Source organism: Streptomyces sp. NPDC057543, from assembly GCF_042801895.1.
Lineage (GTDB): Bacteria > Actinomycetota > Actinomycetes > Streptomycetales > Streptomycetaceae > Streptomyces.
On the sequence record NZ_JBHVFF010000009.1, the window covers coordinates 1 to 21,610 of the forward strand.

The 21,610-nt window shown below is 71.0% G+C and carries 26 protein-coding genes; 17 read left to right on the forward strand and 9 right to left on the reverse strand.

The features are described 5' to 3' along the window. Positions 1 to 346: 346 nt before the first annotated feature. Positions 347 to 841, forward strand: a complete 495-nt coding sequence (locus tag ACFU8Q_RS03145) for an HIT family protein (RefSeq protein WP_384447115.1) — start codon at positions 347 to 349, stop codon at positions 839 to 841. A 92-nt stretch (positions 842 to 933) separates the two neighbouring features. On the opposite strand, the gene ACFU8Q_RS03150 is transcribed toward ACFU8Q_RS03145, so the two are convergent. The 6 genes from ACFU8Q_RS03150 to ACFU8Q_RS03175 form a co-directional block, all read right to left on the reverse strand. Next, entirely contained in the window at positions 934 to 2,346 is a 1,413-nt protein-coding gene (locus ACFU8Q_RS03150; protein WP_384447117.1) for a sensor histidine kinase, read from the reverse strand. Continuing rightward, the gene (locus ACFU8Q_RS03155) at positions 2,343 to 3,074 is read right to left on the reverse strand and encodes a response regulator transcription factor (RefSeq protein ID WP_384447119.1); all 732 of its coding nucleotides are present in this window, start codon (positions 3,072 to 3,074) and stop codon (positions 2,343 to 2,345) included. The genes ACFU8Q_RS03150 and ACFU8Q_RS03155 overlap by 4 nt, the downstream gene beginning before the upstream one ends. 42 nt (positions 3,075 to 3,116) lie before the next feature. Continuing rightward, positions 3,117 to 3,287 (reverse strand): hypothetical protein, encoded by a 171-nt coding sequence (locus ACFU8Q_RS03160; protein ID WP_384447121.1) that lies wholly within the window; start codon positions 3,285 to 3,287, stop codon positions 3,117 to 3,119. A gap of 10 nt (positions 3,288 to 3,297) precedes the next feature. After that, positions 3,298 to 4,320 carry a S1C family serine protease gene (locus ACFU8Q_RS03165; protein WP_384447123.1) on the reverse strand — a complete coding sequence of 341 codons (1,023 nt, stop codon included), beginning with the start codon at positions 4,318 to 4,320 and terminating at the stop codon, positions 3,298 to 3,300. A 190-nt stretch (positions 4,321 to 4,510) separates the two neighbouring features. Continuing rightward, positions 4,511 to 5,554 (reverse strand): LacI family DNA-binding transcriptional regulator, encoded by a 1,044-nt coding sequence (locus ACFU8Q_RS03170; RefSeq protein ID WP_384447125.1) that lies wholly within the window; start codon positions 5,552 to 5,554, stop codon positions 4,511 to 4,513. Positions 5,555 to 5,578: 24 nt separating this feature from the next. Then, a complete protein-coding gene (locus tag ACFU8Q_RS03175) occupies positions 5,579 to 6,382 on the reverse strand; it encodes a response regulator transcription factor (protein ID WP_384447126.1) in 804 nt (267 codons plus the stop codon). Positions 6,383 to 6,696: 314 nt separating this feature from the next. Here ACFU8Q_RS03175 and ACFU8Q_RS03180 point away from each other — a divergent pair, with 314 nt between their 5' ends. The 8 genes from ACFU8Q_RS03180 to ACFU8Q_RS03215 all read left to right on the forward strand — a co-directional run bounded on the left by ACFU8Q_RS03180 (position 6,697) and on the right by ACFU8Q_RS03215 (position 12,337). After that, positions 6,697 to 7,599 carry an alpha/beta hydrolase family protein gene (locus ACFU8Q_RS03180; RefSeq protein ID WP_384447128.1) on the forward strand — a complete coding sequence of 301 codons (903 nt, stop codon included), beginning with the start codon at positions 6,697 to 6,699 and terminating at the stop codon, positions 7,597 to 7,599. Positions 7,600 to 7,640: 41 nt separating this feature from the next. After that, entirely contained in the window at positions 7,641 to 7,895 is a 255-nt protein-coding gene (locus ACFU8Q_RS03185; RefSeq protein ID WP_384447130.1) for a MoaD/ThiS family protein, read from the forward strand. 10 nt (positions 7,896 to 7,905) lie between these two features. Continuing rightward, positions 7,906 to 9,378: a hypothetical protein gene (locus ACFU8Q_RS03190; RefSeq protein WP_384447132.1), complete on the forward strand. Its 1,473-nt coding sequence runs from the start codon at positions 7,906 to 7,908 to the stop codon at positions 9,376 to 9,378. A gap of 148 nt (positions 9,379 to 9,526) precedes the next feature. Beyond that, positions 9,527 to 10,216: a DUF2993 domain-containing protein gene (locus ACFU8Q_RS03195; protein ID WP_384447133.1), complete on the forward strand. Its 690-nt coding sequence runs from the start codon at positions 9,527 to 9,529 to the stop codon at positions 10,214 to 10,216. A 220-nt stretch (positions 10,217 to 10,436) separates the two neighbouring features. Then, the gene (locus ACFU8Q_RS03200; RefSeq protein ID WP_384447135.1) at positions 10,437 to 10,544 is read left to right on the forward strand and encodes a putative leader peptide; all 108 of its coding nucleotides are present in this window, start codon (positions 10,437 to 10,439) and stop codon (positions 10,542 to 10,544) included. A gap of 171 nt (positions 10,545 to 10,715) precedes the next feature. After that, positions 10,716 to 11,561, forward strand: coding sequence for a sulfurtransferase (locus tag ACFU8Q_RS03205; protein ID WP_383760226.1), 846 nt, complete (start codon positions 10,716 to 10,718; stop codon positions 11,559 to 11,561). A gap of 77 nt (positions 11,562 to 11,638) precedes the next feature. Beyond that, positions 11,639 to 11,926 carry a DUF1416 domain-containing protein gene (locus tag ACFU8Q_RS03210; protein ID WP_030925040.1) on the forward strand — a complete coding sequence of 96 codons (288 nt, stop codon included), beginning with the start codon at positions 11,639 to 11,641 and terminating at the stop codon, positions 11,924 to 11,926. A 153-nt stretch (positions 11,927 to 12,079) separates the two neighbouring features. Beyond that, positions 12,080 to 12,337, forward strand: coding sequence for a DUF3099 domain-containing protein (locus tag ACFU8Q_RS03215; RefSeq protein ID WP_383760227.1), 258 nt, complete (start codon positions 12,080 to 12,082; stop codon positions 12,335 to 12,337). 47 nt (positions 12,338 to 12,384) lie between these two features. On the opposite strand, the gene ACFU8Q_RS03220 is transcribed toward ACFU8Q_RS03215, so the two are convergent. After that, on the reverse strand, positions 12,385 to 12,747 hold the full coding sequence (locus ACFU8Q_RS03220) for a DsrE family protein (RefSeq protein WP_384447137.1): 363 nt from the start codon (positions 12,745 to 12,747) through the stop codon (positions 12,385 to 12,387). A 344-nt stretch (positions 12,748 to 13,091) separates the two neighbouring features. On the opposite strand from ACFU8Q_RS03220, the gene ACFU8Q_RS03225 reads away from it, so the two are divergent. The 3 genes from ACFU8Q_RS03225 (at position 13,092) to ACFU8Q_RS03235 (ending at position 15,291) form a co-directional block, all read left to right on the forward strand. Beyond that, a complete protein-coding gene (locus ACFU8Q_RS03225) occupies positions 13,092 to 13,664 on the forward strand; it encodes an FABP family protein (protein ID WP_384447139.1) in 573 nt (190 codons plus the stop codon). Between the two features lie 146 nt (positions 13,665 to 13,810). After that, positions 13,811 to 14,281 (forward strand): Fur family transcriptional regulator, encoded by a 471-nt coding sequence (locus tag ACFU8Q_RS03230; RefSeq protein WP_384447140.1) that lies wholly within the window; start codon positions 13,811 to 13,813, stop codon positions 14,279 to 14,281. Positions 14,282 to 14,325: 44 nt separating this feature from the next. Next, positions 14,326 to 15,291: a YgfZ/GcvT domain-containing protein gene (locus ACFU8Q_RS03235; RefSeq protein WP_384447142.1), complete on the forward strand. Its 966-nt coding sequence runs from the start codon at positions 14,326 to 14,328 to the stop codon at positions 15,289 to 15,291. 142 nt (positions 15,292 to 15,433) lie between these two features. On the opposite strand, the gene dtd is transcribed toward ACFU8Q_RS03235, so the two are convergent. Continuing rightward, a complete protein-coding gene (gene dtd, locus ACFU8Q_RS03240) occupies positions 15,434 to 15,883 on the reverse strand; it encodes a D-aminoacyl-tRNA deacylase (RefSeq protein ID WP_384447144.1) in 450 nt (149 codons plus the stop codon). 131 nt (positions 15,884 to 16,014) lie between these two features. Here dtd and ACFU8Q_RS03245 point away from each other — a divergent pair, with 131 nt between their 5' ends. The 5 genes from ACFU8Q_RS03245 to ACFU8Q_RS03265 all read left to right on the forward strand — a co-directional run bounded on the left by ACFU8Q_RS03245 (position 16,015) and on the right by ACFU8Q_RS03265 (position 20,945). Further along, on the forward strand, positions 16,015 to 16,635 hold the full coding sequence (locus ACFU8Q_RS03245) for an ABC transporter substrate-binding protein (protein ID WP_384447145.1): 621 nt from the start codon (positions 16,015 to 16,017) through the stop codon (positions 16,633 to 16,635). Between the two features lie 46 nt (positions 16,636 to 16,681). Next, on the forward strand, positions 16,682 to 17,665 hold the full coding sequence (locus tag ACFU8Q_RS03250; protein WP_384447147.1) for an asparaginase: 984 nt from the start codon (positions 16,682 to 16,684) through the stop codon (positions 17,663 to 17,665). 64 nt (positions 17,666 to 17,729) lie between these two features. After that, positions 17,730 to 18,980: a GNAT family N-acetyltransferase gene (locus ACFU8Q_RS03255; protein WP_384447149.1), complete on the forward strand. Its 1,251-nt coding sequence runs from the start codon at positions 17,730 to 17,732 to the stop codon at positions 18,978 to 18,980. Between the two features lie 216 nt (positions 18,981 to 19,196). Continuing rightward, entirely contained in the window at positions 19,197 to 19,970 is a 774-nt protein-coding gene (locus ACFU8Q_RS03260) for a TetR/AcrR family transcriptional regulator C-terminal domain-containing protein (RefSeq protein ID WP_384447151.1), read from the forward strand. A gap of 300 nt (positions 19,971 to 20,270) precedes the next feature. Further along, on the forward strand, positions 20,271 to 20,945 hold the full coding sequence (locus ACFU8Q_RS03265; RefSeq protein ID WP_384447153.1) for a TetR family transcriptional regulator: 675 nt from the start codon (positions 20,271 to 20,273) through the stop codon (positions 20,943 to 20,945). 48 nt (positions 20,946 to 20,993) lie between these two features. On the opposite strand, the gene ACFU8Q_RS03270 is transcribed toward ACFU8Q_RS03265, so the two are convergent. Continuing rightward, positions 20,994 to 21,515: a DUF2199 domain-containing protein gene (locus ACFU8Q_RS03270; RefSeq protein WP_384447155.1), complete on the reverse strand. Its 522-nt coding sequence runs from the start codon at positions 21,513 to 21,515 to the stop codon at positions 20,994 to 20,996. Positions 21,516 to 21,610: the final 95 nt, after the last annotated feature.

A 21,610-nucleotide genomic window follows, 5' to 3' on the forward strand; every position in this document is an offset into this window, starting at 1 on the left:
AACCTCCCCATACGACAACGTCGGCCTTCAAGACCACAACCGGGTGTTGAAGGCCGACGTCACGCCGAGCCACGAATTCGCCAACAGCATCCCCGAAGGTGCGGGGCCGCAGTGCACGTGGGGCGGCTGTCGCCAGGTCCTGAAGCGGGTTCCGCCGGCGCCGTGTGCTCGGGCGGTGACCCGGCACGGGTCGGGGCAGCGTCCGGAGGTACTGCGGCGACGTACCGGCGTGGGTCCGGACGCCGTAGAAAATCAGCCCTCCTTCGAGCCGGTGCGCGTCGCAGGGCTGCGGCAGACTGATGCGCCCCTATGGAGAGGCGCACAGGTGTCTTTGGACCGACGGCCCATGAATCTTGAGGCGTACGTGGAGCGCACGGAGAGCGGCCCGTGCTTTGTCTGCGCGTTCCTCGCCGGGAACCCGAACTACCCGCACGAGACCGTATTCGAGGATGCCGACCACATCGCGTTCCTGGACAGGTGGCCCACCTTGCCGGGCAAGGTCCTCGTCGCGCCGAAGGTGCACGTCGAGCATGTGGTGCGTGACCTGAACGAAACGGCATACAGCCGACTCATGCTGTTCGTCCGGGAGATCGCCCTGGCCGTCGAGGCCGTCTGCGAGTCGGAGCGGACGTACCTCTACTCGCTCGGCAGTCAGCAGGGCAATGCGCACCTGCACTGGCACATCGCCGCCCTGCCGTCCGGCGTCCCCTCCTCCCAGCAGCAGTTCCACGCTCTGATGACGGAGAACGGGGTTCTGTCGCTGCCGCCGGCCCAAAGGGACGAGATGGCCGCACGACTGCGCGAGGCGGTCAGTGCCCGGGGTGTCCTCAAGGAGGGGTGACCGGGTTCCCGGGCAGGACGAGTGGTCCGGTTTCGGGGGCGGACGGCCGTCGACCCGGTTCCGTTGGTGTCGTGTACCCGTCGGTTCCCCCGTCAGAGCCCCGGCGGCGGCTGCGGGGCTCCCGGCAGCCTGATCGACGCCTCGGTGCCGTCTCCCTCCGCCGCCGGGCGCAGGGTCACTTCGCCGCCCGACTGCTGGACCGTGCGGGCGACGATCGACAGGCCCAGGCCCGAGCCGGGGAGCTGGCGGGCGGACGGGGAGCGCCAGAAGCGTTCGAAGACGTGGGGGAGTTCCTCGGCGGGGATGCCGGGACCGTGGTCCCGTACGGTCAGTTCCCCGTTCCGCAGCGCGACCTCGATGGTGCCGTGGGGCGGGCTGAACTTGACCGCGTTGTCCAGGACGTTGACCACGGCCCGTTCCAGCGCCGCCGGTTCGGCCCGTACGTACCAGGGGGTCAGGTCGGCCCTGATCGTCAGCTCGGGGCCGCGCAGGCGGGCGCGTTCCAGGGCCGTGTCCGCGATGTCGTGCAGGGCGACGACCTGGAGCGGGCCGGGGTTCGCCGCGTCGGGGCGGGCCAGTTCCTGGAGGTCGCCGATGAGCGAGGCCAGTTCGGTCATCTGCGCCTTGACCGAGTTCATCAGGGCCCTGCGGTCGTCCGGCGGGATGGCCCGGCCGGTGTCGTCGCTGCGGGCGAGGAGCTCGACGTTGGTGCGCAGCGATGTCAGCGGCGTCCGCAGTTCGTGGCCGGCGTCCGCGATCAGCTGGGCCTGGCGGTCGCGGGAGCTGGCGAGTGAGGCGGTCATCGAGTTGAACGACCGGGACAGCCGGGCGATCTCGTCCTCGCCCTCGACCGGGATGCGTACGGTGAGGTCCTCGGTACGGGCGACGTGCTCGACCGCCTCGGTGAGTTCGTCGACGGGACGCAGCCCCGTGCGCGCGACCCACAGTCCGGCCGCGCCGGCGCCGCCGACGCCGATGCCGGAGACGGCCAGGAGCACCCAGGCGAGCGTGGACAGCGGGTCGTTGATCTCGCTCATCGGGCGGGCGATGGAGACGGCGATGCTGCCTGTCGTCCCACCGGAAACGGGGAGCGCGTACGTGTAGACGCGCATCCGCTCTCCGTCGGCGTTCTTCGTCGAGTGCAGGGCGTCGCGCTGCGTCCCCTCGGCCACCGCGATGTCCGCGGGGCTCACCTGGAGTGCCGACGCCTTGGGGGCGATGCACACCGTGCCCTGGGAGTCGATGAGCTGAACGGTGTATCCGGTGAACGGCCGCGGCGGCAGCGGACTGGTGCCCTGGCAGTAGTTGTACAGGTTGCTCAGGTAGCTCTTGTCGACCTTGGAACTGTGCAGCGACGCGTCCATCTGCTGCTCCAGCTGCACCCGCGTCACGAACCAGCAGGCCGCCGCCACCGCCGCGACCGCGACCGCGACCGCCACCGCCACCAGCATCGCGAGCCGGGTCCGCAGGGGCAGGGCACGGAGCCGGTGCAGGGTGCCGGTCATCCGTCACCGCCGCCGGAGCGGAGCGCGTAACCGACCCCCCGCACCGTGTGCACGAGCCGCGGTTCGCCGCCCGCCTCCGTCTTGCGGCGCAGGTACATCACGTACACGTCCAGGGAGTTGGAGCTCGGCTCGAAGTCGAAGCCCCACACGGCCTTGAGGATCTGCTCGCGGGTCAGCACCTGCCGCGGGTGTGCCAGGAACATCTCCAGCAGGGTGAACTCGGTACGGGTCAGCTCGACCCGGCGGGTGCCCCGGGTGACCTCGCGGGTGGCCAGGTCCATCCGGAGATCGGCGAAGGCCAGCACATTGTCGTCGGGGACGCCGCCGCCCGCCGTGGCCGCGTACGAGCTGCGGCGCAGCAGGGCCCGGATGCGGGCGAAGAGCTCGTCCAGCTCGAAGGGCTTGACCAGGTAGTCGTCGGCGCCCGCGTCGAGACCGGTGACCCGGTCGCCGACGGTGTCGCGGGCGGTGAGCATCAGGATGGGGGTGGTGGTGCCCGCGGAGCGGAGCCGGCGGGCCGCCGTCAGGCCGTCCATCCGCGGCATCTGGATGTCGAGGACGATGAGGTCGGGCGCGTACGCGTCGGCTCTGGCGAGGGCGTCGAGACCGTCGACGGCGACCTCGGTGCCGTATCCCTCGAACGCGAGGCTGCGCTGCAGGGCCTCACGCACGGCGGGCTCGTCGTCGACGATCAGGATGCGCTGCGGATCGTCTTCGGCGGGGCTCATCGCTCGTTTTCCTCTTCTCGTTCCGTGCGGACCGGGCTGCTTTCAGCCTCGCACGGTCGCGGCACGTCGTCGCGCGGCCCGGCGTTTGCGGGCCGTGGCGGTACGGACCTCCGGGACACGTTCCGGAGCCCGTTCCATGAGGAGTTCCGAGACGAGGGCGAGAGGCAGGGCCAGGTCGGCCGGGCCGGCGGGGGTCTGTGCGGGGTGGTGCATGGCTGTCTCCTCAGGAGCTGTTGCCGGACCTCAGGGTGTCGAGGTCGGCCTTGACCGTATTGACCGGGATCGCGAAGCCGAGGCCCACGCTTCCCGCGCCGGAACTGCTGGAGTTGCCGGACGAACTCGCCGAGTACATCGCCGAGTTGATGCCGATGACCTCGCCGTTCATATTGATGAGCGCGCCACCGGAGTTGCCGGGGTTGAGCGAGGCGTCGGTCTGGATGGCCTTGTACGTGGTGGTGGAGTCACCGGTGTCGCCGTTGAACTGCTGACCGCCGAACTCGAACGGCCACTGTCCGCCGCCGCCCATTCCGCCCTGCCCGTTCCACCCCTGTCCCTGGCTGCCGCCGTCGTCCTTGGCGACCGTGACATCGCGGTTCAGGGCGGAGACGATGCCGCTGGTGACGGTGCCGGTCAGGCCCTCCGGTGAGCCGATCGCGACGACCTGGTCGCCGACCGCGACCGCCGAGGAGTTGCCCAGCGTGGCCGTCTTCAGCCCGCTCGCACCCTGGAGCTTGATGAGCGCGAGGTCCTTGTCGGCGTCGGTGCCGACGACCTTCGCGGTGTACGTCCTGCCGGTGCTGAGCGTCACCTTGACCGACGAGGCGCCGGAGATGACGTGGTTGTTCGTGACGATCTCGCCGTCGGAAGTGATGACCACGCCGGAGCCGGTGGACTCGCCCGCGGTCGAGGTCGCGTTGATCTCGACGATCATCGGCGAGACGGCCGCCGCGACACCGGCGACGGTGCCCTTGCTGCTCTGCGAGACGGTGGTGCCGGGAATGATGCCGCCGGCCGTGCTGTTCGTGTCGTTGCCGGTGAGCTGTTCGACGAAGGCGGCGGTGCCGCCGCCGACGACGCCCGCCGCGATGGCCACGGCCGCCAGGAGTGCCACCGGCCGCTTGGCCCGGCGCCGGTGCGCGGCCGGCTCGGGGGCGGGCGGGTAGGACGGCGGCGGGTAGGACGCGTCACCGTTGCCGTACGAGGGGTACATCGGGTACTCGCCGCTCGGGCGCTGGCTCTCTGTCATGTAAAAGAGCGTGACGGCCGAAGATGAGAGAAGCCTGAGCACCCGCTGAGAAGCCCGGCAGAACCTCGTATGCCCGATATAAGGGAGTACGGCTTCCGTGTAGGGAGTACGGCTTCCGTTGGATTGTGGGGGAGTACGAACGAGGCGGGGCCTTCGGCCGGTGCGGCCCGCCCCGCCTGACGCATACCGGCTAACGCACCCCGCCCGTGGGCTCCCCGCAGCCGCACGACCGTCGTACCACCAGCGCCGACGGGAACTGCTTCAGCCGCTCCCGGCGCGACCCCTGCACCCGCAACGAGTCGTCGAGCACCAGGTCCACGGCGGCCCGCGCCATCGCCGGGCGGTCCGAGAAGACCGTCGTCAGGGGCGGATCCGTCAGACCGGCTTCCTTCACGTCGTCGAAGCCCGCCACCGCGAGCTCCCCGGGCACATCGATCCGCAGCTCGCGCGCGGCCCGCAGCACACCGATGGCCTGGTCGTCCGTCGAGCAGAAGATCGCCGGTGGCCTGTCCGGCCCCGCGAGCAGCTTCAGCGCCACCTGATAGGCGTCGTAACGGTTGTACGGGGCCTGGAAGAGCCGGCCCTCCGTCGAGCGCCCCGACTCGTGCATCGCACGGCGCCAGCCCTCGACGTGGTCGGCGACCGGGTCACCGACCGAGGGGGTCGACTCCACGCCGCCGAGGCACGCCACGTACTCGTTGCCGTGCTCCAGGAGGTGCCGGGTGGCGAGTTGGGCGCCGCCGACGTCGTCCGTGACGACCGCGACGTCGTCGATCGCCTCGGGCCGCTCGTGCAGCAGCACGACCCGCGCGTCCCACGCCTCGATCTCCGCTGCCGCCCGCTCGCTGGGGCCCTGGCTGACCAGGATCAGCCCGGAGACCCGCATGCCGAGGAAGGCCCGCAGATAGTGGACCTCGCGCTCGTCGCGGTAGTCGGAGTTGCCGACGAGTACCATCTTTCCGCGCTCGGCGGCGGCCTGTTCGACCGCGTGCGCCATCTCCGCGAAGAACGGCTGCCGGGCGTCCGGCACGATCATCCCTATGAGGTCGGTCCGCCGCGAGGCCATGGCCTGGGCAACCCGGTCGGGCCGGTAGCCCAGCTCCTTGATCGCGGCGAGCACCCGCTCGCGCGTGGCCGGGGCAACCGGCCTGGGTCCGTTGTTGATGACGTAGCTGACGACCGCGGTCGACGTACCCGCCAGTCTCGCCACATCGTCCCGCGTCACCTTGGCCACGCGCGGCAGTCTACGCGGATATACCTACCTGTTGGCAGGCCGCACTGGGGCTTCTTGCGGGGCCTCGGCCGTGCTCGGCTGCTCCGAACGGGTTACGGGTTCGGCGGCCCTCTTCGTCGCGGCCCGGGCCTTGGCCTCCTCGGCCGCGCGCTCCACCTTCTCCGGTGCGACGAATCGGTAGCCGACGTTACGGACCGTGCCGATCAGCGACTCGTGCTCCGGGCCGAGCTTGGCGCGCAGCCGCCGCACATGGACGTCGACCGTCCGCGTACCGCCGAAATAGTCGTAACCCCAGACCTCCTGGAGCAGCTGGGCGCGGGTGAAGACCCGGCCCGGGTGCTGCGCCAGATATTTGAGCAGTTCGAATTCCTTGAAGGTCAGGTCCAGGACCCGGCCCTTCAGCTTCGCGCTGTACGTCGCCTCGTCGACCGACAGATCGCCGCTGCGGATCTCCATCGGGGAGTCGTCGGAGCTGATCTGCTGCCGGCCGGTGGCCAGCCGCAGCCGGGCCTCGACCTCGGCCGGGCCCGCCGTGTCCAGCAGCACGTCGTCGATGCCCCAGTCGGCGGTGACGGCCGCGAGACCGCCCTCCGTCACGACGAGGATCAGCGGACAGCCCGGTCCGGTGGACCGCAGCAGCTGGCACAGCGACCGCACCTGCGGAAGATCGCGGCGGCCGTCGATCAGGATGACGTCGGCACCGGGAGTGTCGACGAGGGCGGGACCTTCGGCCGGCGCCACCCGCACGCTGTGCAGCAGGAGACCGAGGGCCGGAATTACCTCCGTCGACGGTTGAAGGGCATTTGTCAGAAGCAGCAGTGAACTCATCGCCGCCCACCTGCCTGGGTCGTCGGTCGATGATCGTGCGCGGTTCGCTCGCCCATTACGTCGGTCCTCCTCGTTCCCTGCGAGAGGGGCACTCCCGGGCTCGGCCCGGGGGAGTATGCGGCACTTCTTCGTACGGTTCGTGCTGGCTTCATCACTGCTTGCCGTACGACGTTCGTCATCGTCCGTCATACGTTTCTACGGGTGCGGCCGGGGACCGCTGAGCTTGTGGAAACGTCGCCGTAACAACGCCTGGAAAGCACAAAAGGACCCGGGGGCTGCTTTGCCCGGATCCTCTTCCCAGCAGAATAGCCCACATGAGTTCTGTGTCCGAGGGGCGATTTCGGAGTTCCTCTGTTCCCTTGATCACGCCCGGACGTCCGCGCACCCCGTTGCGGACCACGTTGCGGACCGATGACGGGGTCCGTATCGAGGCGGTGTACGAGCCGTGTACGGCAGATGCCGGGGCCGCTGCGGAGACATCCTTCGACGGTACTGCGATCGTGGTCGCGCACGGGTTCACCGGTTCGGTGGACCGGCCCGCGGTACGGCGTGCCGCGGAGGTTCTCGGCCGGCGCGCGGCCGTGGTCACGTTCTCGTTCCGGGGGCACGGCGGGTCCGGCGGGCGGTCGACGGTGGGCGATCGCGAGGTGCTGGATCTGGCGGCGGCGGTGCGGTGGGCGCGTGCGCTCGGACACCGGAGGGTCGTGACTGTCGGGTTCTCGATGGGCGGCTCCGTGGTGCTGCGGCACGGGGCGCTGTGCAAAGGGCGAGCCGGCGCGAGCGCGGAGCGCGGGGGGCGCATCGAAGCGTACGAGGGGGTGCATGCGGATGCGCGCGCCGATGCGGTGGTGGCCGTGAGCGCCCCCGCCCGCTGGTACTACCGGGGCACGGCCCCGATGCGCCGCCTGCACTGGGTGGTCACCCGGCCCGTCGGCCGGCTGGTCGGCCGCTACGGTTTCCGCACCCGGATCGACCACAACGACTGGGACCCGGTCCCGCTCTCCCCGGTCGGGGCGGCCAGGCTGATCGCCCCGGCCCCGCTGCTGATCGTGCACGGTGACCAGGACCCGTACTTCCCGCTGGACCACCCCCGGATGCTGGCCGAAGCGGCGGGCGACGACGCAGAGCTGTGGCTGGAGCACGGCATGGGCCATGCCGAGAACGCCGCGGACGAGAGCCTGCTCACCCGCATCGGCGACTGGGTGGCGGCGCGGTGATCCATGATGGACAGCTGATGCGAGACGAGAGGAGCTCCGCCATGTCTGCCGGAACGATCCGCTACTGGGCCGCCGCGAAGGCCGCCGCCGGGACCGCGGAGGAGGCATACGCCGCCGCGACGCTCGCCGAGGCGCTCGACGCGGTGCGCGAACGGCACCCCGGCGAGCTCACCCGAGTGCTGCAAAGGTGCTCGTTCCTCGTCGACGGTGACCCCGTGGGGACCCGCAGTCATGAGACCGTACGTCTCGCCGAGGGCGGCACGGTCGAGGTGCTCCCGCCGTTCGCAGGAGGGTGAACCGCAGAACATGAGCAGCAACGATCAACAGCATCCGTACGGACAGGACTCGGGCCGCGGCTACGGGTACGAGCCCGGCCAGGAGCCGCAGCCCCAGCCCTCGCAGCCGTATGGGGAGCAGGCGTACGGTCAGCAGGCCTATGGACAGCAGCCCTACGGTCAGCAGGCCTACGGCGACCGGACCCATGGTGCGCAGTCCTATGGGGAGCAGTCGTACGGCGGCCCGTCCTACGGCGGCCCGTCGTACGGTCAGCAGGCGCCGTACGGAGCTCCGCAGCCGGCCGGCCCGGTGTCCGCATGGCCGACCGGCCATCCGCCGGAGTCCGGCGCACCGGCGGCGCACGGCCCGCAGGATCCCGGTGTCGCGCAGACCTGGGAGGGGCAGACCTGGGACACCCAGTACCAGCCGACCATCCAGCCCGCGCAGCCTGTGCAACATGCTCAGCCCGCTCAGCCCGCTCAGCCCGCTCAGCCCGCTCAGCCCGCTCAGCCCGCGCAGCCCGCTCAGCCGGTGCAGCCCGAGCAGCAGCCCGTTCCGGCTGCCGCCGAGAACAACTATCTGCCGCCTTCGCATCCGCGGCGCGCCGCGGGCTCCTACCCGCTGCCTCCCGAGGCCCCGGCCGAGCCGGTCCGGGCGGACGTACCCGCGGGTCAGGCCCCTGCCGCCACCGACTCCGCGCTCGACGCCGCCGGATACAGCGCCCCCACCACCCTGGGCAACAGCCGGATCACCGACGCGCAGCGCGCCCGCGCCGAGGGCCGCTCGCCGATCATCGCGCCGGGTATGCAGCCCGCCGCCATCACCGCGGGACTCGGGCTGCTCCTCGCCCTCGGTGCCGCGATCGGGCAGTACGCCCTGGCCGTACCGCTGGTGCTGCTCCAGGCCGTGACCGCGGCCGGGTGGTTCCGGCTCAACGGCATGTGGCCGGCCCGGCAGGGCATCGCGCTCGCGTTCGCCGGCGGCCTCGTCGCCGACATCGCGCTGCTCGCCGCGGGCCGCGAGAACGGACCGGCCGCCATCCTCGGGACCCTCGGCATCTGGGTGCTGCTCACCGTGGTCCTCCAGCTGCGCAGCCACGCGAGCGCCGACGAGCGGATGCAGGGGCTGATGGCCACCGTCGCCTCGGCCGCGCTCTCGGTCCTGGCCGCCGGACACCTCGCGGCGGTCCCGGACGCGGTGACGGTGGGCGGGGTGGCCGTCGCGGTCGCCGTCCTCGTCCGCGCGCTGCCGCTGCCCGGGCCGGCCTCGGTCGTGGTGGCGCTGCTCGCCGCCGCGGGTGCCGGTGCCGCGGCGGGGGCGTTCACCGATTTCGGTACGAAGGGTGCGCTGCTCGGCCTCGCGGCGGGCGGTTGCGCGCTGATCGGGCTGCGGGTGGCGAGTTACGACTACCCGTCGCGGTTCGTCCACATGACGGCCGGTGTGGCACTGCCGCTCACCGCCGCCGCACCCGCCGTCTATCTGCTCGGCCGCGCGATCTCGTAGCACGCACCGGCACCACCCCCTTCGGGAACCGAGCGGGAACCGAAGGGGGGCGTCCGCTCGTCGATCACCCCGGGAGTTCCGTGCATCCGTACCGGACACACGGGCGTCGGGGGGTCCGGCCGGATGCAGGGTGGGGGAAAGAGCGGGCATGCGCGCACTGCGAATACTGCTGGTCATAGTGGTGGTTCTGGGCGGGATCTTCTTCGTCGTCGACAGGGTGGCGGTGTATTTCGCCGAGTCGGAGGCCGAGGGCCGGGTCCACGTCACCGGCGCCACGATCGGCTCCACGGACGTCTCCATCAAGGGATTTCCGTTCCTGACCCAGCTCGCAGGTTCGCAGCTCGACGAGGTCGACGTCGAGATCACCGGCATCGAGACCGACGCCAACGGCCACCGGATCCGGATCAGCAGGATGAACGCCGCGCTGCACGAGGTGAAGCTGGCCGACGGCTACTCCAGCGCCACCGCCGCCCGCGCCACCGGCTCCGCCGTCATCTCGTACGAGGACCTGACCAAGGCCGCCGGCGACGGCGTCGTCGTCGAGTACGGCGGCAACGGCAAGGTGAAGGTGACCGGCACGGTCGACATCCTCGGCCGCCCCCTGTCGCGCAGTGTGCTCTCCACCGTCACCCTCGTCGACGGCCACATCCTCAAGGTGCACGCCGACAAGGTGCCGGGCGAGGGCATTCCGGGGCTGGAGGGTCTGGTGCGCCGGAGGACCGACTTCGAGCGGGAGGTCGGCGGCCTGCCCAGCGGCCTGAAGCTGCAGAAGATCCAGCCGACCGCCGACGGCCTGGAGATCTCGGTGACGGGCACGGACGTACAGCTCGACGGCTAGGTCCCGCCGGGTCCGGGCAGCGGCCTCGACCTAGCAGGGCACTTCGGGCCACATATTGAGACGGCCGTGTCCGATCCGCAGATGACCGACGGGCGCGGACGGCGGGGGAGCCACGCGGGGGACGGTGCCGCCCAGTCGATGTCTCGTATTGCGGACGATCGAGTCTCAGGATGCGACACGGCGGTGACATGTCCGGCCGTACCTCCCTACGATCGGTCCCATGCAGTGCTCCATAAGCGGTCTCCCACAGTGGGGACGGGCGGATCTCACGAAGCGGCGGGCAGTGGACCTGTGCCGCGTCGCCGCCATGCTCTGTCGCACTGTCTGAGCGGGAGCCTTCGGCACCCCGCATTCCCCCGGCCCTTCGAGCGATTCAGGGCCCATCCCGATCGCATGTCGCACGTGCGCCGCACCCTGCGCCGCCGTACATCCGCATCACGCATCCGCATCACGCACCGTCTCGCACATCTCGCCGCAGACTGCCCCGGAGGAGAACAGAATGAGCCGCAGTGACGTCCTGGTAGACGCCGACTGGGTCGAGGCCCACATCGAGGACCCGAAGATCGCCCTCGTCGAGGTCGACGAGGACACCTCCGCGTACGAGAAGAACCACATCAAGAACGCGATCCGGATCGACTGGACCAAGGACCTCCAGGACCCGGTCCGCCGGGACTTCATCGACCAGGCGGGCTTCGAGAAGCTGCTGTCCGAGAAGGGCATCGGCAACGACACCACGGTCGTCCTGTACGGCGGCAACAACAACTGGTTCGCGTCCTACGCGTTCTGGTACTTCAAGCTCTACGGTCACCAGGACGTCCGCCTGCTCGACGGCGGCCGCAAGAAGTGGGAGCTCGACTCCCGCGACCTGGTCGACGGCGACCAGATCCCGTCCCGCCCGGCCACCGCGTACAAGGCCCAGCCGCAGGACGAGTCGATCCGCGCCTACCGCGACGAGGTCGTGAAGGCGATCGGCAGCCAGAACCTGGTCGACGTGCGGTCGCCCGACGAGTTCAGCGGCAAGCTGCTCGCCCCGGCGCACCTCCCGCAGGAGCAGTCCCAGCGCCCCGGCCACGTGCCGACCGCCCGCAACATCCCGTGGTCGAAGAACGCCAACGACGACGGCACCTTCAAGTCGGACGACGAGCTCAAGGCCCTCTACGAGGACGAGCAGGTCGACCTCGCGAAGGACACCATCGCGTACTGCCGCATCGGCGAGCGCTCCGCGCTGACCTGGTTCGTGCTGCACGAGCTGCTCGGCCAGGAGAACGTCAAGAACTACGACGGTTCGTGGACCGAGTACGGCTCCCTCGTGGGTGTGCCGATCGAGCTCGGCGCCAACAAGTAACCACCAAGCAACTCCGCACGACCCGGACCGGCACCACCCGGACCAGGACGCCCCCCGACCCAGAAGGACAGAACACCATGTGTGGAGCAAAGGCCGGCGGCCCCGACGCTTCGACCATCAAGCCCGGTGAGACCACCATCCAGGGCAGCGTGACCCGCGACGGCGAGCCCGTCACCGGCTACGTGCGCCTGCTGGACTCGACCGGCGAGTTCACCGCGGAGGTCCCGACCTCGGCGACCGGACAGTTCCGCTTCTACGCGGCCGAGGGCACGTGGACGGTCCGCGCCCTCGTCCCGGGCGGCAGCGCCGACCGCACGGTCGTGGCGCAGACGGGTGGCCTCTCCGAGGTCGCCATCGCCGTCTAGTACGTACGCGGGAGCCCGCCCGGCCGACCGGCCCGGCGGGCCCGCGACACCGCACCGGCCGAAGGGCCGTACCCCAGGGTTGGACGCCTTCTGAAACGGGGTACGGCCCTTCGTGCCGTTCGCGTGGGCGTGCCACGGGCCTACGCTTGACCTATGTACGCCCGACGCCGTCGCGGCTATTTCCTGATGATGGGCGGCTGCATCGTCCTCTTCGTGTCGGCCTGGGCATTCGTCCGGCTGTGGTCGATGCCCGCCGCGATAGCGATGTGTCTCGTCGCCATGGTCATCCCGCCCGTCGCGGCCATGATCGCCAACCGTCGGGGCCCGGAGGACCGCTGGTGGGACGATCCGTCCGGCGACCCGAAGTCCGACGAGTGGTGGGACGAACTCGACGGCAAGAAACGGCACTAGTGGGTGGGGTGGGGCGCCGGCGGGTGCGCGGTAGTGCGCGTGGCGCGTCAGTAGACGAGGGCCTGGACGCCCTCGGCCATGATCTCGCTGACGAAGACCTGGGCGCCCGCGATCCGCACGCCCTTCAGGACGTCCTGTTCGGTGATGTCGCGCCGCGCCGCGCACTGCGTGCAGAGGGTGATCTGCCCGGCCGCCTGGATCGACTCGATCAGATCGGGCAGCGGCGCGGCATGCGGCAGTTCGAACTCCGCGGCGCGGCCCGGCAGAGCGAACCAGGAGGATTCCCCGGTCAGCCAGAGGGAGACCTCCACGCCGCTGGCGACGGCGACCGCGGCCACCGTGAACGCCTGCGAGCAGCGCTCGGCTGAGTCGGCACCGGCAGTCACCTTGATCACGAGCTTCTTCGGCATGTGCCGAACTCTAATCGCGGCCCGGAGAGCGTGCCGTTCCACCGGGTGCCGACCGGTGCCGACCCTGCGGAACCGGCCGCCGGGCCGGCCTGCGCCCCGGCGGACCCACGCAGGCCCCGAACCGACGGGCCGGGCCCCAACCCATTAGGCTGGGGCCGGGCCCCGTACTGTCGGCCTACCGCTCGTTCCAAGGAGTTCCCGTGCTTGAGGCATTCTTCTCCGCCCTGCTGGTGCTGGTCTGCGTCGGCGTTCTCGCCTTCGCCGGCCTGACCGTGAAGAAGCTCTACCAGGGTCAGCGCTGACCTTCCCCGCCCCCACCCCCTCACAGATCGTCTGAGCCACTCATGATCGAGATCCCGTCCGACCTCCACCCGGACCTCGTCCCGCTGGCCTTCCTCCTCGGCAACTGGGCGGGCGCGGGTGTCTCGGACTTCCCGGGCGCCGAGCAGTGCAACTTCGGCCAGGAGGTCTCCTTCAGCCACGACGGCCGGGACTTCCTGGAGTACACCTCGCACACCTGGGTGCTCGACTCCGAGGGCAAGAAGGTCAAGCCGCTGGAGTCCGAGTCGGGCTACTGGCGCATCGACAAGGACCGCAAGGTCGAGGTCGTCATGGTCCGCGACCAGGGCGTCATCGAGATCTGGTACGGGGAGCTGGCCGACCAGAAGCCGCAGATCGACCTGGTCACCGACGCGGTGGCGCGCACCGCGGCCTCCGGCCCGTACAGCGGTGGCAAGCGGCTCTACGGTTATGTGAAGAGCGACCTGATGTGGGTCGGCGAGAAGGCCACCCCGGAGGTGGAGCTGCGCCCGTACATGTCGGCGCACCTGAAGAAGGTCGTCACCCCGGAAGAGGTCGAGGCGATGGCGAAGAGCCTCGGCGACCTCCCGGACGACGGCATCGCCTTCTTCAAGTAGTTCAAGAAGCCCTCCGGGTCCAGGTCCACGCCGGAGCAGTGCACGGACTCCTCCCGGACATAGCTACGGACTCCTCCCGGACATAGCTACGGACTCCTCCCGGACATAGCTGGGGCCAGGTGTTCACCCGGTCCTACACTGGGCCTGTGGTGAGCACCGATTGGAAGACCGATCTCCGGCGGCGCGGCTATCGGCTGACGCCGCAGCGGCAGCTTGTCCTGGAAGCCGTCGACACGCTGGAACACGCGACGCCCGACGACATCCTCGCCGAGGTGCGCAGGACCGCGTCCGGCGTGAACATCTCCACCGTCTACCGGACGCTCGAACTCCTGGAGGAGCTGGAGCTGGTCAGCCACGCCCATCTGGGGCACGGGGCGCCGACGTACCACCTGGCCGACCGCCACCACCACATCCACCTGGTCTGCCGCGACTGCACGAACGTCATCGAGGCCGATGTCGGGGTCGTCGCCGAGTTCACCGCGAAGCTGCAGGACAGCTTCGGGTTCGAGACGGACATGAAGCACTTCGCGATCTTCGGCCGTTGCGCCGACTGCACGGCGAAGGCGGCATCCGGGGACGCGGCACGGACGGCCGACGCGGCCGGACCCAAGGCATAGGACCGACCCGTCCCGAGCCGTAAATCGCGTCGTACGCTGGTCGCATGAAGAGCCCTCTGCTGTCCCTGCCCGGCGCGGTCCCCGCCGAAGGCCGCGACGAAGGCGTCGCCGCGCACTACGGTGACCTGTTCCGCGAGCAGCGCGCCCTCGCCGACGGCTCCGGCCTCGTCGACCTCTCGCACCGCGCCGTCGTCACCGTCACCGGCAGCGACCGGTTGGCCTGGCTGCATCTGCTGCTCACCCAACACGTCAGCGAACTCGCCCCGGGACAGGCCACCGAGGCCCTGATCCTCACCGCGCACGGACACATCGAGCACGCCCTCTATCTCGTCGACGACGGCGAGACCGTGTGGATGCACGCCGAACCGGGCACGCAGGGCGACCTCGTCGCCTACCTGGAGTCCATGAAGTTCTTCTACCGGGTCGAAGTCGCCGACCGCACCGCGGACTTCGCCGTCGTGTACCTGCCGGCCGGTTCTATCGCGGAGGTCCCGGACGGGGTGACGGTACGGGAGACGGCGTACGGCCGGGACCTGTTCCTGCCCCGCGCCGACCTGGAGGCGTACGCGGCCGCACACGGCCCGGTGGCCGGCATCCTGGCGTACGAGGCGCTGCGCGTCGAGGCGCACCGACCGCGCCTCGGTTTCGAGACCGACCACCGCACCATCCCGCACGAGCTGGGCTGGATCGGCACCGCGGTCCACCTGCAGAAGGGCTGCTACCGGGGCCAGGAGACCGTGGCCCGGGTGCAGAACCTGGGCAAGCCGCCGCGGCGGCTGGTCTTCCTGCACCTCGACGGCAGCGAGGTCGTGCTGCCCGGACACGGCACCCCTGTCCGGCTCGCCGCGGACGGCGCCGAGGGCCGGCAGCTGGGCTTCATCACGACGTCCGCCCGCCACCACGAGCTGGGGCCGATCGCGCTGGCTCTGGTCAAGCGGAACGTGGCAGTGGACGCGGAGCTGCTCGCGGGGGATACCGCCGCCGCCCAGGAGACGGTCGTGGAGCCGTAACCGCACGCAGATTCTCTACGCGCGGCGTCTGCCGCGTCCGTACCGATGCACTGACCGGCATGGGCCCGGCCTCTGTCCGCGGTCGGGCCCGCACCGACCGGCATGGGCCCGGCCTCTGTCCGCGGTCGGGCCGTGGGCCGGTTCAGACCTCGACGATGACGGTGAACGGGCCGTGGTTCGTGAGCGAGACCCGCATGTCCGCCCCGAACCGGCCGGTCTCCACCTGCGCGCCCAGCGCCCTGAGCTGCGCCACCACCTCGTCGACCAGCGGTTCGGCGACCTCGCCGGGCGCCGCGGCGTTCCAGGTGGGCCTGCGCCCCTTCCGGGCATCCCCGTAGAGGGTGAACTGAGAAATCACCAGAAGCGGCGCATTCACGTCGGAGCAGGACTTCTCGCCCTCCAGAATGCGGACCGACCAGAGCTTGCGGGCGAGCTGCGCCGCCTTCTCCGGGGTGTCCCCGTGGGTGACCCCGACCAGCACACACAGCCCTTCGCCGACGATTTCGCCGACGACCTCGGGACCGCCCGACGCGCCCGTGCCGTCGGTCACCGTGACGCTCGCACCGTCCACCCTCTGCACCACTGCACGCATATGGACCAACCTATCCTGGCCAACCTGTCTTGGGCTGAACGGGTACAGAGCATCCACATATGCCCGACCGGAGTGGCACCATGCTGGGAAGGCGGTGTGCCGACGCACCGGTCGAGGGGATGGACACCAGCATGAGTACCTATGGAACCGGGCAGTCCCCCGGCGCCGTGCCGGTCACACGTACCGGCACCAGTACGAGTACGAGCACCGGCACCTTGCGCCCACCCGTCCAGCGAACCGGCCACGGATACCTGGACGGCCCGTCCGCGGGGCCGCAGCCGGAGCTGGTCCGCCTGCGCCTGCCGGAGCTGCGCACACTGCGCCGCGACTCGCAGCGCGACGAGGCCGACCTCAGCTATGTGCGGCGGCTGATCCAGGGCCGGATCGACATCCTGCGGGCCGAGCTGGCCCGCAGACGGGATCCGGAGGCACCGGTGGTGGACCGGCTCTCGGAGATCCTCGCCGACACCCCGTCCCAGCACCGCTCCTCCGCCCGGCACGTCACGCTCACCACGCCGCGCAGCGATGAGTACCGCCGGCTGGCGGCCGAGACGCTCGCCGAGGTCGAGCTCTCCGACCTCGACGCCCGTACGGACGACGAGCTGGACATCGCGATGGGGCGCCTGGTCCGCTACGAGCAGCAGGTCTCCCGCCGCCGTCACCAGCTGCAACGCACCGCTGACGATTGCAGTGCCGAGATCGCCCGCAGGTACCGTGACGGTGAAGCACAAGTAGACGACCTGCTCGCCTGAAGCGACCCTTCCGGGGGCGGGTTCCGCCCGTCCCCGGAAGGCCACCATGACCTCCAGCGCCGCACCCGCTGCCCCCTCCGTCATATCCCCCGCCCACCCCGTCCTGGCCGAGGTCGTACGGTCCGGCTTCGTGGAGGGCCGTCACCGGGGCTCGCTGGTCCTCCTGGCCGCCGACGGCAGCGTGGAACGGGTCATGGGCGATCCGACGGCGCCGGTCTTCCCTCGTTCGTCCAACAAGCCGATGCAGGCCGCGGCCGTGCTGCGGGCCGGGCTCGACCTGTCCGGGGAGCGGCTGGCACTGGCCGCCGCGAGCCACTCCGGCGAGGGGTTCCACCTCGAACTCGTACGCCGGATGCTCGCCGAGCACGGACTGACCTCCGCCGATCTGCAGACCCCGCCCGATCTGCCGCTGGACCCTGCGGAGGCGGAGACGTATCTCGCCGCCGGCCACGTCCGGGAGCGGATCACCATGAACTGCTCCGGCAAGCACGCGGCGATGCTCGCGGCGTGCGCGCTGAACGGCTGGGACCGGGCGTCCTACCTCGACCCGTCGCACCCGCTCCAGCAGCTGGTGCACCAGGTGGTCGAGGAGGCGGCCGGCGAGCCGGTCGCGGCGGTCGGTACGGACGGGTGCGGGGCGCCGCTGATGGCGCTCAGCCTGGTGGGTCTGGCGCGGGCCTTCCGCACGTTCGTGCTGGCCGAGCCGGGGACGGCGGAGCGCCGGGTCGGCGACGCGATGCGGGCCCACCCCGAGTACGTGGCGGGAACGCGCCGCCCCGACACCTGGCTGATGCGGGAGGTGCCGGGCACGCTCTCCAAGATGGGCGCGGAGGCGGTGCAGGCGGTGGCGCTGGCGGACGGCCGGGCCCTGGCCTTCAAGATCGACGACGGCGCGACGCGGGCGCTCGGCCCGGTGCTGGCCCGGTCGCTGCGCCTGCTCGGCATCGACGCTCCGGTGGTCTCCCGGATCGGACGCACGCCGCTGCTGGGCGGCGGCGGTGAGGTCGGCGAGATCAGGGCGGCGTTCTGACCGGGTTGCGCGGTCCCGGAAAACCGGGCGACAACCCGTGAGGCCGGTGCCTAGCGTGGGTCACATGGCTCCTGACGTCCGGACGATCACCGCTTCCGAGTTCCCCGACTGGCTGCGTGCCAAGCACACCGGCTTTCTGCACCCGCCGACAGGAACGGAACAAGAGGCCGAACGGCGGCTCCCGTACACGGACCTCGCCCGCACGCAGGGCGCGTTCGACGGAGGGCGGTGCGTGGCCACGTTCCGCTCGTTCGCGCAGGAGCTCACGGCCGTCGGCGGTGCCACGGTGCCGGCCGACGCGATCTCCAACGTCACGGTGTCGCCCACGCACCGCCGTCGCGGACTGCTCAGCCGGATGATGACCACGGACCTGGCAGCGGCGAAGGAGCGCGGCGACGTGGTCGCCACCCTGATCGCCGCCGAGTACCCGATCTACGGGCGGTACGGCTTCGGTCCGGCGACGTGGACCACCGAGTGGGAGATCGACGTACCGAGGGCGGGCCTCGACCCGCGCTGGTCGGGCCCCTCCGCACAGGACGGCGGCCGGGTCGACCTGGTGAGCGGTGCCGACGTACGCAAGCTGGGCCCGGCCCTCCACGACCGGCTGCGCGCCCGGCAGCACGGTGCGGTCGACCGCGACGCCCGCTGGTGGAAAGTGAAAACCGGCGAGGTCCCGTCCGGTCCCGAGGTCTGGAAGGAACCGTTCTACGCGGTCTACAGCAACGCGGCCGGTGAGACGGACGGTCTGATCGTCTACCGCGCCGACGACAACTGGGGCGATGCCAAGCAGCCACTGAACCGGGCCACGGTGCTCGGGCAGATTGCCGTCACCCCGGCCGCGGAGCGCGCGCTGTGGCACTTCGTCTGCTCGATCGACTGGATCACCACGGTCCGCACCGGCTACCGCGCCCCCGACGACCTGCTGCCCCTCCTGCTCCCGGACCCGCGCGCGGCCCGCATCGTGACCCACGCCGACTGGCTGTGGGTGCGCGTCCTGGACGTCGTACGCGCCCTGGAGGCCAGGACGTACGCGCTGCCCGGCGCGCTGGTCCTGGACGTCCACGACACCACGGGCCTGACCACCGGCCGCTACCGCCTGGACGCCTCTCCGTCCGGCGCGAGCTGCACCCCCACCTCGGCGGAAGCCGATCTTGCCCTGGACGTAAGGGAGTTGGGGACGCTCTACCTGGGCGACGAATCGCCGGTCCGGCTGGCGGCCCTGGGTCGCATCGAGGAACGCACGCCGGGTGCGGTGGCGCTGGCGGAGGGGATGTTCCGGGCGGCGCGGCGGGCTTGGTGCCCGGACGTGTTCTAGGACCGGCCCCGGCCCGCCGCCGACGGCAGGTCGCGCCGAGCCGACGCCGGCCGTCGGTGGGGACGACGAGGCAGGGCTACGAGAACTGGTTCACGTCGCACGCACCCACCGTCGCTGCCACTGCCACCGCCCCGTGATCAGCCCTTCTGGGCGTGCGTAAATCTGCGTAGGGTTTACGCACAACTGGGCCGGTTCCGAGGACGGGTGGGGGTTCGGGTGGCTGAAGAGACGAGCTCGCCGGGTGGTACGGGCCTGCCGGCCAGCATCGAGGCCGCCTGGGGGCTGCGGCCGCTTCCGGTCAAGGGGCCGAAGCCCGGGCTGAGCCTGGCCCGCATCGTGGACGCCGCGGTGGCGGTGGCGGCGTCCGAAGGGCTGGGCGGGGTGTCGATGGGGCGGGTCGCCAAGGATCTGGGCGCCTCGACGATGTCGCTGTACCGGTACGTGGCCGCCAAGGGGGAGCTCTACGTCCTGATGCGGGAGGCGGCGATGGGCCAGCCGCCCCCGCTGCCCGTGCTGGAGAGCGGTGGCGGCTGGCGGGAGGCGCTCGCGCAGTGGGCGTGGGCGCAGCGCCGGGTGTTCCACCGCAATCTGTGGATGCTCCGCATTCCGGTCTCGGGCCCGCCCGCCAGCCCGAACTCCGTCGCCTGGTGGGAGCAGGGTCTCCAGGCCCTCGAAGGCACCGGTCTCCGCGCGGACGAGAGGGCCTCCGTCATCACCCTGGTCTGCGGGTTCGTGCGGAACGAGGCGCTGCTCATGGCGGACCTCGCCGTCGCCGTGGCGGAGCGGGGCATCCCGGTGCAGGAGGTGCGGGACGGGCGCGCCCGCACCCTGGAGCGGCTCGTCGACCCCGTACGGCATCCGTCGCTCTTCCGGATGCTGGAGTCCGGAGTGCTGGGGACGCCGGGCGAGCCCGACCATGAGTTCAGGTTCGGGCTCGAACGCGTGCTGGACGGGATCGAGTCCCTGGTGGAGGCGCGGGCGCGGGACTGAGGCGGCGAGGCGGCGAGGCGGCGAGGAGCGGGGCGATCGGGGCCTGCGCACACGCACCCGAGCGGATCTGCGTCTCCACGAAGCCGATGTCGACATGGCTCACCTCGATCACCGCCTGCCCCGGCCCCGCGACCGGGTCCGGCAGCTCGGCCGTCACCAGCGACTGCGGCCCGCCCAGCCCCCTGACCAGCACCGCGAGCATCTGGATCACACCCTTCCGGCTGCCGGCGTCCGGCCCGCCGGGCACCCGTGCGACCACTCTCGGACGTCAAGTCCGGTTGAGGTCAAGGCGTACGCTTCATGGTCATGAGCGGAGAGACACCCGAGCCGCCCGGGACGGCGGAGCATGCGGCTCCCGCCCGGCATGCTCCGATGAGCCTGCGTGAGCGGAAGAAGCAGTTGACGTACCAGGCGATCTCCGATGCCGCGATCGCGATGTTCGTGGAGCGGGGTTTCGACAAGGTCTCGGTGGCGGAGGTGGCGGCCGCCGCGGACATCTCCAAGCCGACGCTGTTCCGGTACTTCCCGGCCAAGGAGGACCTGGCCCTGCACCGGTTCGCCGACCACGAGGACGAGTCCGCCCGCGTGGTCGCCGCCCGCGCGGACGACGAGTCCCCCCTGGACGCCCTGCGCCGCAACTACCTGGACGGCCTGGAGCGACGCGACCCGGTGACCGGACTCTGCGATGTGCCGGAGGTGCTGGCGTATCAGCGGATGCTGTACGGGACGCCGTCCCTGGTCGCCCGCATGTACACCTACCAGGGCCGCTCGGAGGCGGCGCTCGCCCGTGCGCTGGGCGACGGGGTGCGGGACAGGCTGGCCGCGGGCCAGATCATCGCCGTACTGCGCATCCTGGCCCTGGAGAACTGGCGGCGGATCGAAGCGGGGGAGAGCGCGGACCAGGTGTACGACGGCGCGGTCGAGGCGGCCGAACTCGCCTTCGTGCAGCTGCGGTCGGGACTCGGCGCACAGTAGCGGCCGGCCCGGCGCGCGGTCACGACCGCCCGCTGGGCGCGGGAGCGCTCAGGCGGGGCCGTCGTCGGCGTGCAGCACCGCTTCGGCGATCTCGCGCACCCGGTCGCGCGTGATGCCGGTGCGCTGTTCCACGGCGAGGGGATGGTCGGTGGGCTCCAGTTCGATCCTGGGACGCAGGCCGATCGGGCGGGTGTGGGCGTTCGTCTTGAGGTTGGTCGTGCGGGGCGAGTACAGCCCCAACTCGGTGCTCAGCCAGCCGAAGTACGGCTGCTCGGACTCCCGGCCGGGGGTCTCCCACACGTCGAGGGCACGTCCGAAGTTCTCCCGGCTGAGCGAGACCCAGACGCCCCAGGAAAACGGCTCCTCGCTGCCGAGGACGGGTATCTCGATCAGGCCCTTGATGAAGTAGTGCTCGTGTCTGACGATGCACTGGTCCGAGGAGAGCATGCTGTCGGGATCGTTCTCCAGGCTCGCGTCCCAGAGGTCGGGTGCCATGGTCGAGTACCCCATCGGGAGTTCCGCGTGGTGCTCGCCGCAGCAGGAGCAGGTGTAGCCGGGGTCGATAGCCATGGGCGGGATCCTAGGCCGTGTGGTTCCGGGGGGCGGGCGTGCGAGGTCCGTTCCCTTCCCTTGCGCACACCCGCACCCGCGCCTGCACGGAACGG

Bases quoted from the DNA above. Each gene is read 5' to 3' on its own strand.
- ACFU8Q_RS03145 (WP_384447115.1), top strand. From the start codon at position 347: ATGAATCTTGAGGCGTACGTGGAGCGCACGGAGAGCGGCCCGTGCTTT.
- ACFU8Q_RS03150 (WP_384447117.1), bottom strand. From the start codon at position 2,346: ATGACCGGCACCCTGCACCGGCTCCGTGCCCTGCCCCTGCGGACCCGG.
- ACFU8Q_RS03155 (WP_384447119.1), bottom strand. From the start codon at position 3,074: ATGAGCCCCGCCGAAGACGATCCGCAGCGCATCCTGATCGTCGACGAC.
- ACFU8Q_RS03160 (WP_384447121.1), bottom strand. From the start codon at position 3,287: ATGCACCACCCCGCACAGACCCCCGCCGGCCCGGCCGACCTGGCCCTG.
- ACFU8Q_RS03165 (WP_384447123.1), bottom strand. From the start codon at position 4,320: ATGACAGAGAGCCAGCGCCCGAGCGGCGAGTACCCGATGTACCCCTCG.
- ACFU8Q_RS03175 (WP_384447126.1), bottom strand. From the start codon at position 6,382: ATGAGTTCACTGCTGCTTCTGACAAATGCCCTTCAACCGTCGACGGAG.
- ACFU8Q_RS03180 (WP_384447128.1), top strand. From the start codon at position 6,697: ATGAGTTCTGTGTCCGAGGGGCGATTTCGGAGTTCCTCTGTTCCCTTG.
- ACFU8Q_RS03185 (WP_384447130.1), top strand. From the start codon at position 7,641: ATGTCTGCCGGAACGATCCGCTACTGGGCCGCCGCGAAGGCCGCCGCC.
- ACFU8Q_RS03190 (WP_384447132.1), top strand. From the start codon at position 7,906: ATGAGCAGCAACGATCAACAGCATCCGTACGGACAGGACTCGGGCCGC.
- ACFU8Q_RS03195 (WP_384447133.1), top strand. From the start codon at position 9,527: ATGCGCGCACTGCGAATACTGCTGGTCATAGTGGTGGTTCTGGGCGGG.
- ACFU8Q_RS03200 (WP_384447135.1), top strand. From the start codon at position 10,437: ATGCAGTGCTCCATAAGCGGTCTCCCACAGTGGGGACGGGCGGATCTC.
- ACFU8Q_RS03205 (WP_383760226.1), top strand. From the start codon at position 10,716: ATGAGCCGCAGTGACGTCCTGGTAGACGCCGACTGGGTCGAGGCCCAC.
- ACFU8Q_RS03210 (WP_030925040.1), top strand. From the start codon at position 11,639: ATGTGTGGAGCAAAGGCCGGCGGCCCCGACGCTTCGACCATCAAGCCC.
- ACFU8Q_RS03215 (WP_383760227.1), top strand. From the start codon at position 12,080: ATGTACGCCCGACGCCGTCGCGGCTATTTCCTGATGATGGGCGGCTGC.
- ACFU8Q_RS03220 (WP_384447137.1), bottom strand. From the start codon at position 12,747: ATGCCGAAGAAGCTCGTGATCAAGGTGACTGCCGGTGCCGACTCAGCC.
- ACFU8Q_RS03225 (WP_384447139.1), top strand. From the start codon at position 13,092: ATGATCGAGATCCCGTCCGACCTCCACCCGGACCTCGTCCCGCTGGCC.
- ACFU8Q_RS03235 (WP_384447142.1), top strand. From the start codon at position 14,326: ATGAAGAGCCCTCTGCTGTCCCTGCCCGGCGCGGTCCCCGCCGAAGGC.
- dtd (WP_384447144.1), bottom strand. From the start codon at position 15,883: ATGCGTGCAGTGGTGCAGAGGGTGGACGGTGCGAGCGTCACGGTGACC.
- ACFU8Q_RS03245 (WP_384447145.1), top strand. From the start codon at position 16,015: ATGAGTACCTATGGAACCGGGCAGTCCCCCGGCGCCGTGCCGGTCACA.
- ACFU8Q_RS03250 (WP_384447147.1), top strand. From the start codon at position 16,682: ATGACCTCCAGCGCCGCACCCGCTGCCCCCTCCGTCATATCCCCCGCC.
- ACFU8Q_RS03255 (WP_384447149.1), top strand. From the start codon at position 17,730: ATGGCTCCTGACGTCCGGACGATCACCGCTTCCGAGTTCCCCGACTGG.
- ACFU8Q_RS03265 (WP_384447153.1), top strand. From the start codon at position 20,271: ATGGTCATGAGCGGAGAGACACCCGAGCCGCCCGGGACGGCGGAGCAT.
- ACFU8Q_RS03270 (WP_384447155.1), bottom strand. From the start codon at position 21,515: ATGGCTATCGACCCCGGCTACACCTGCTCCTGCTGCGGCGAGCACCAC.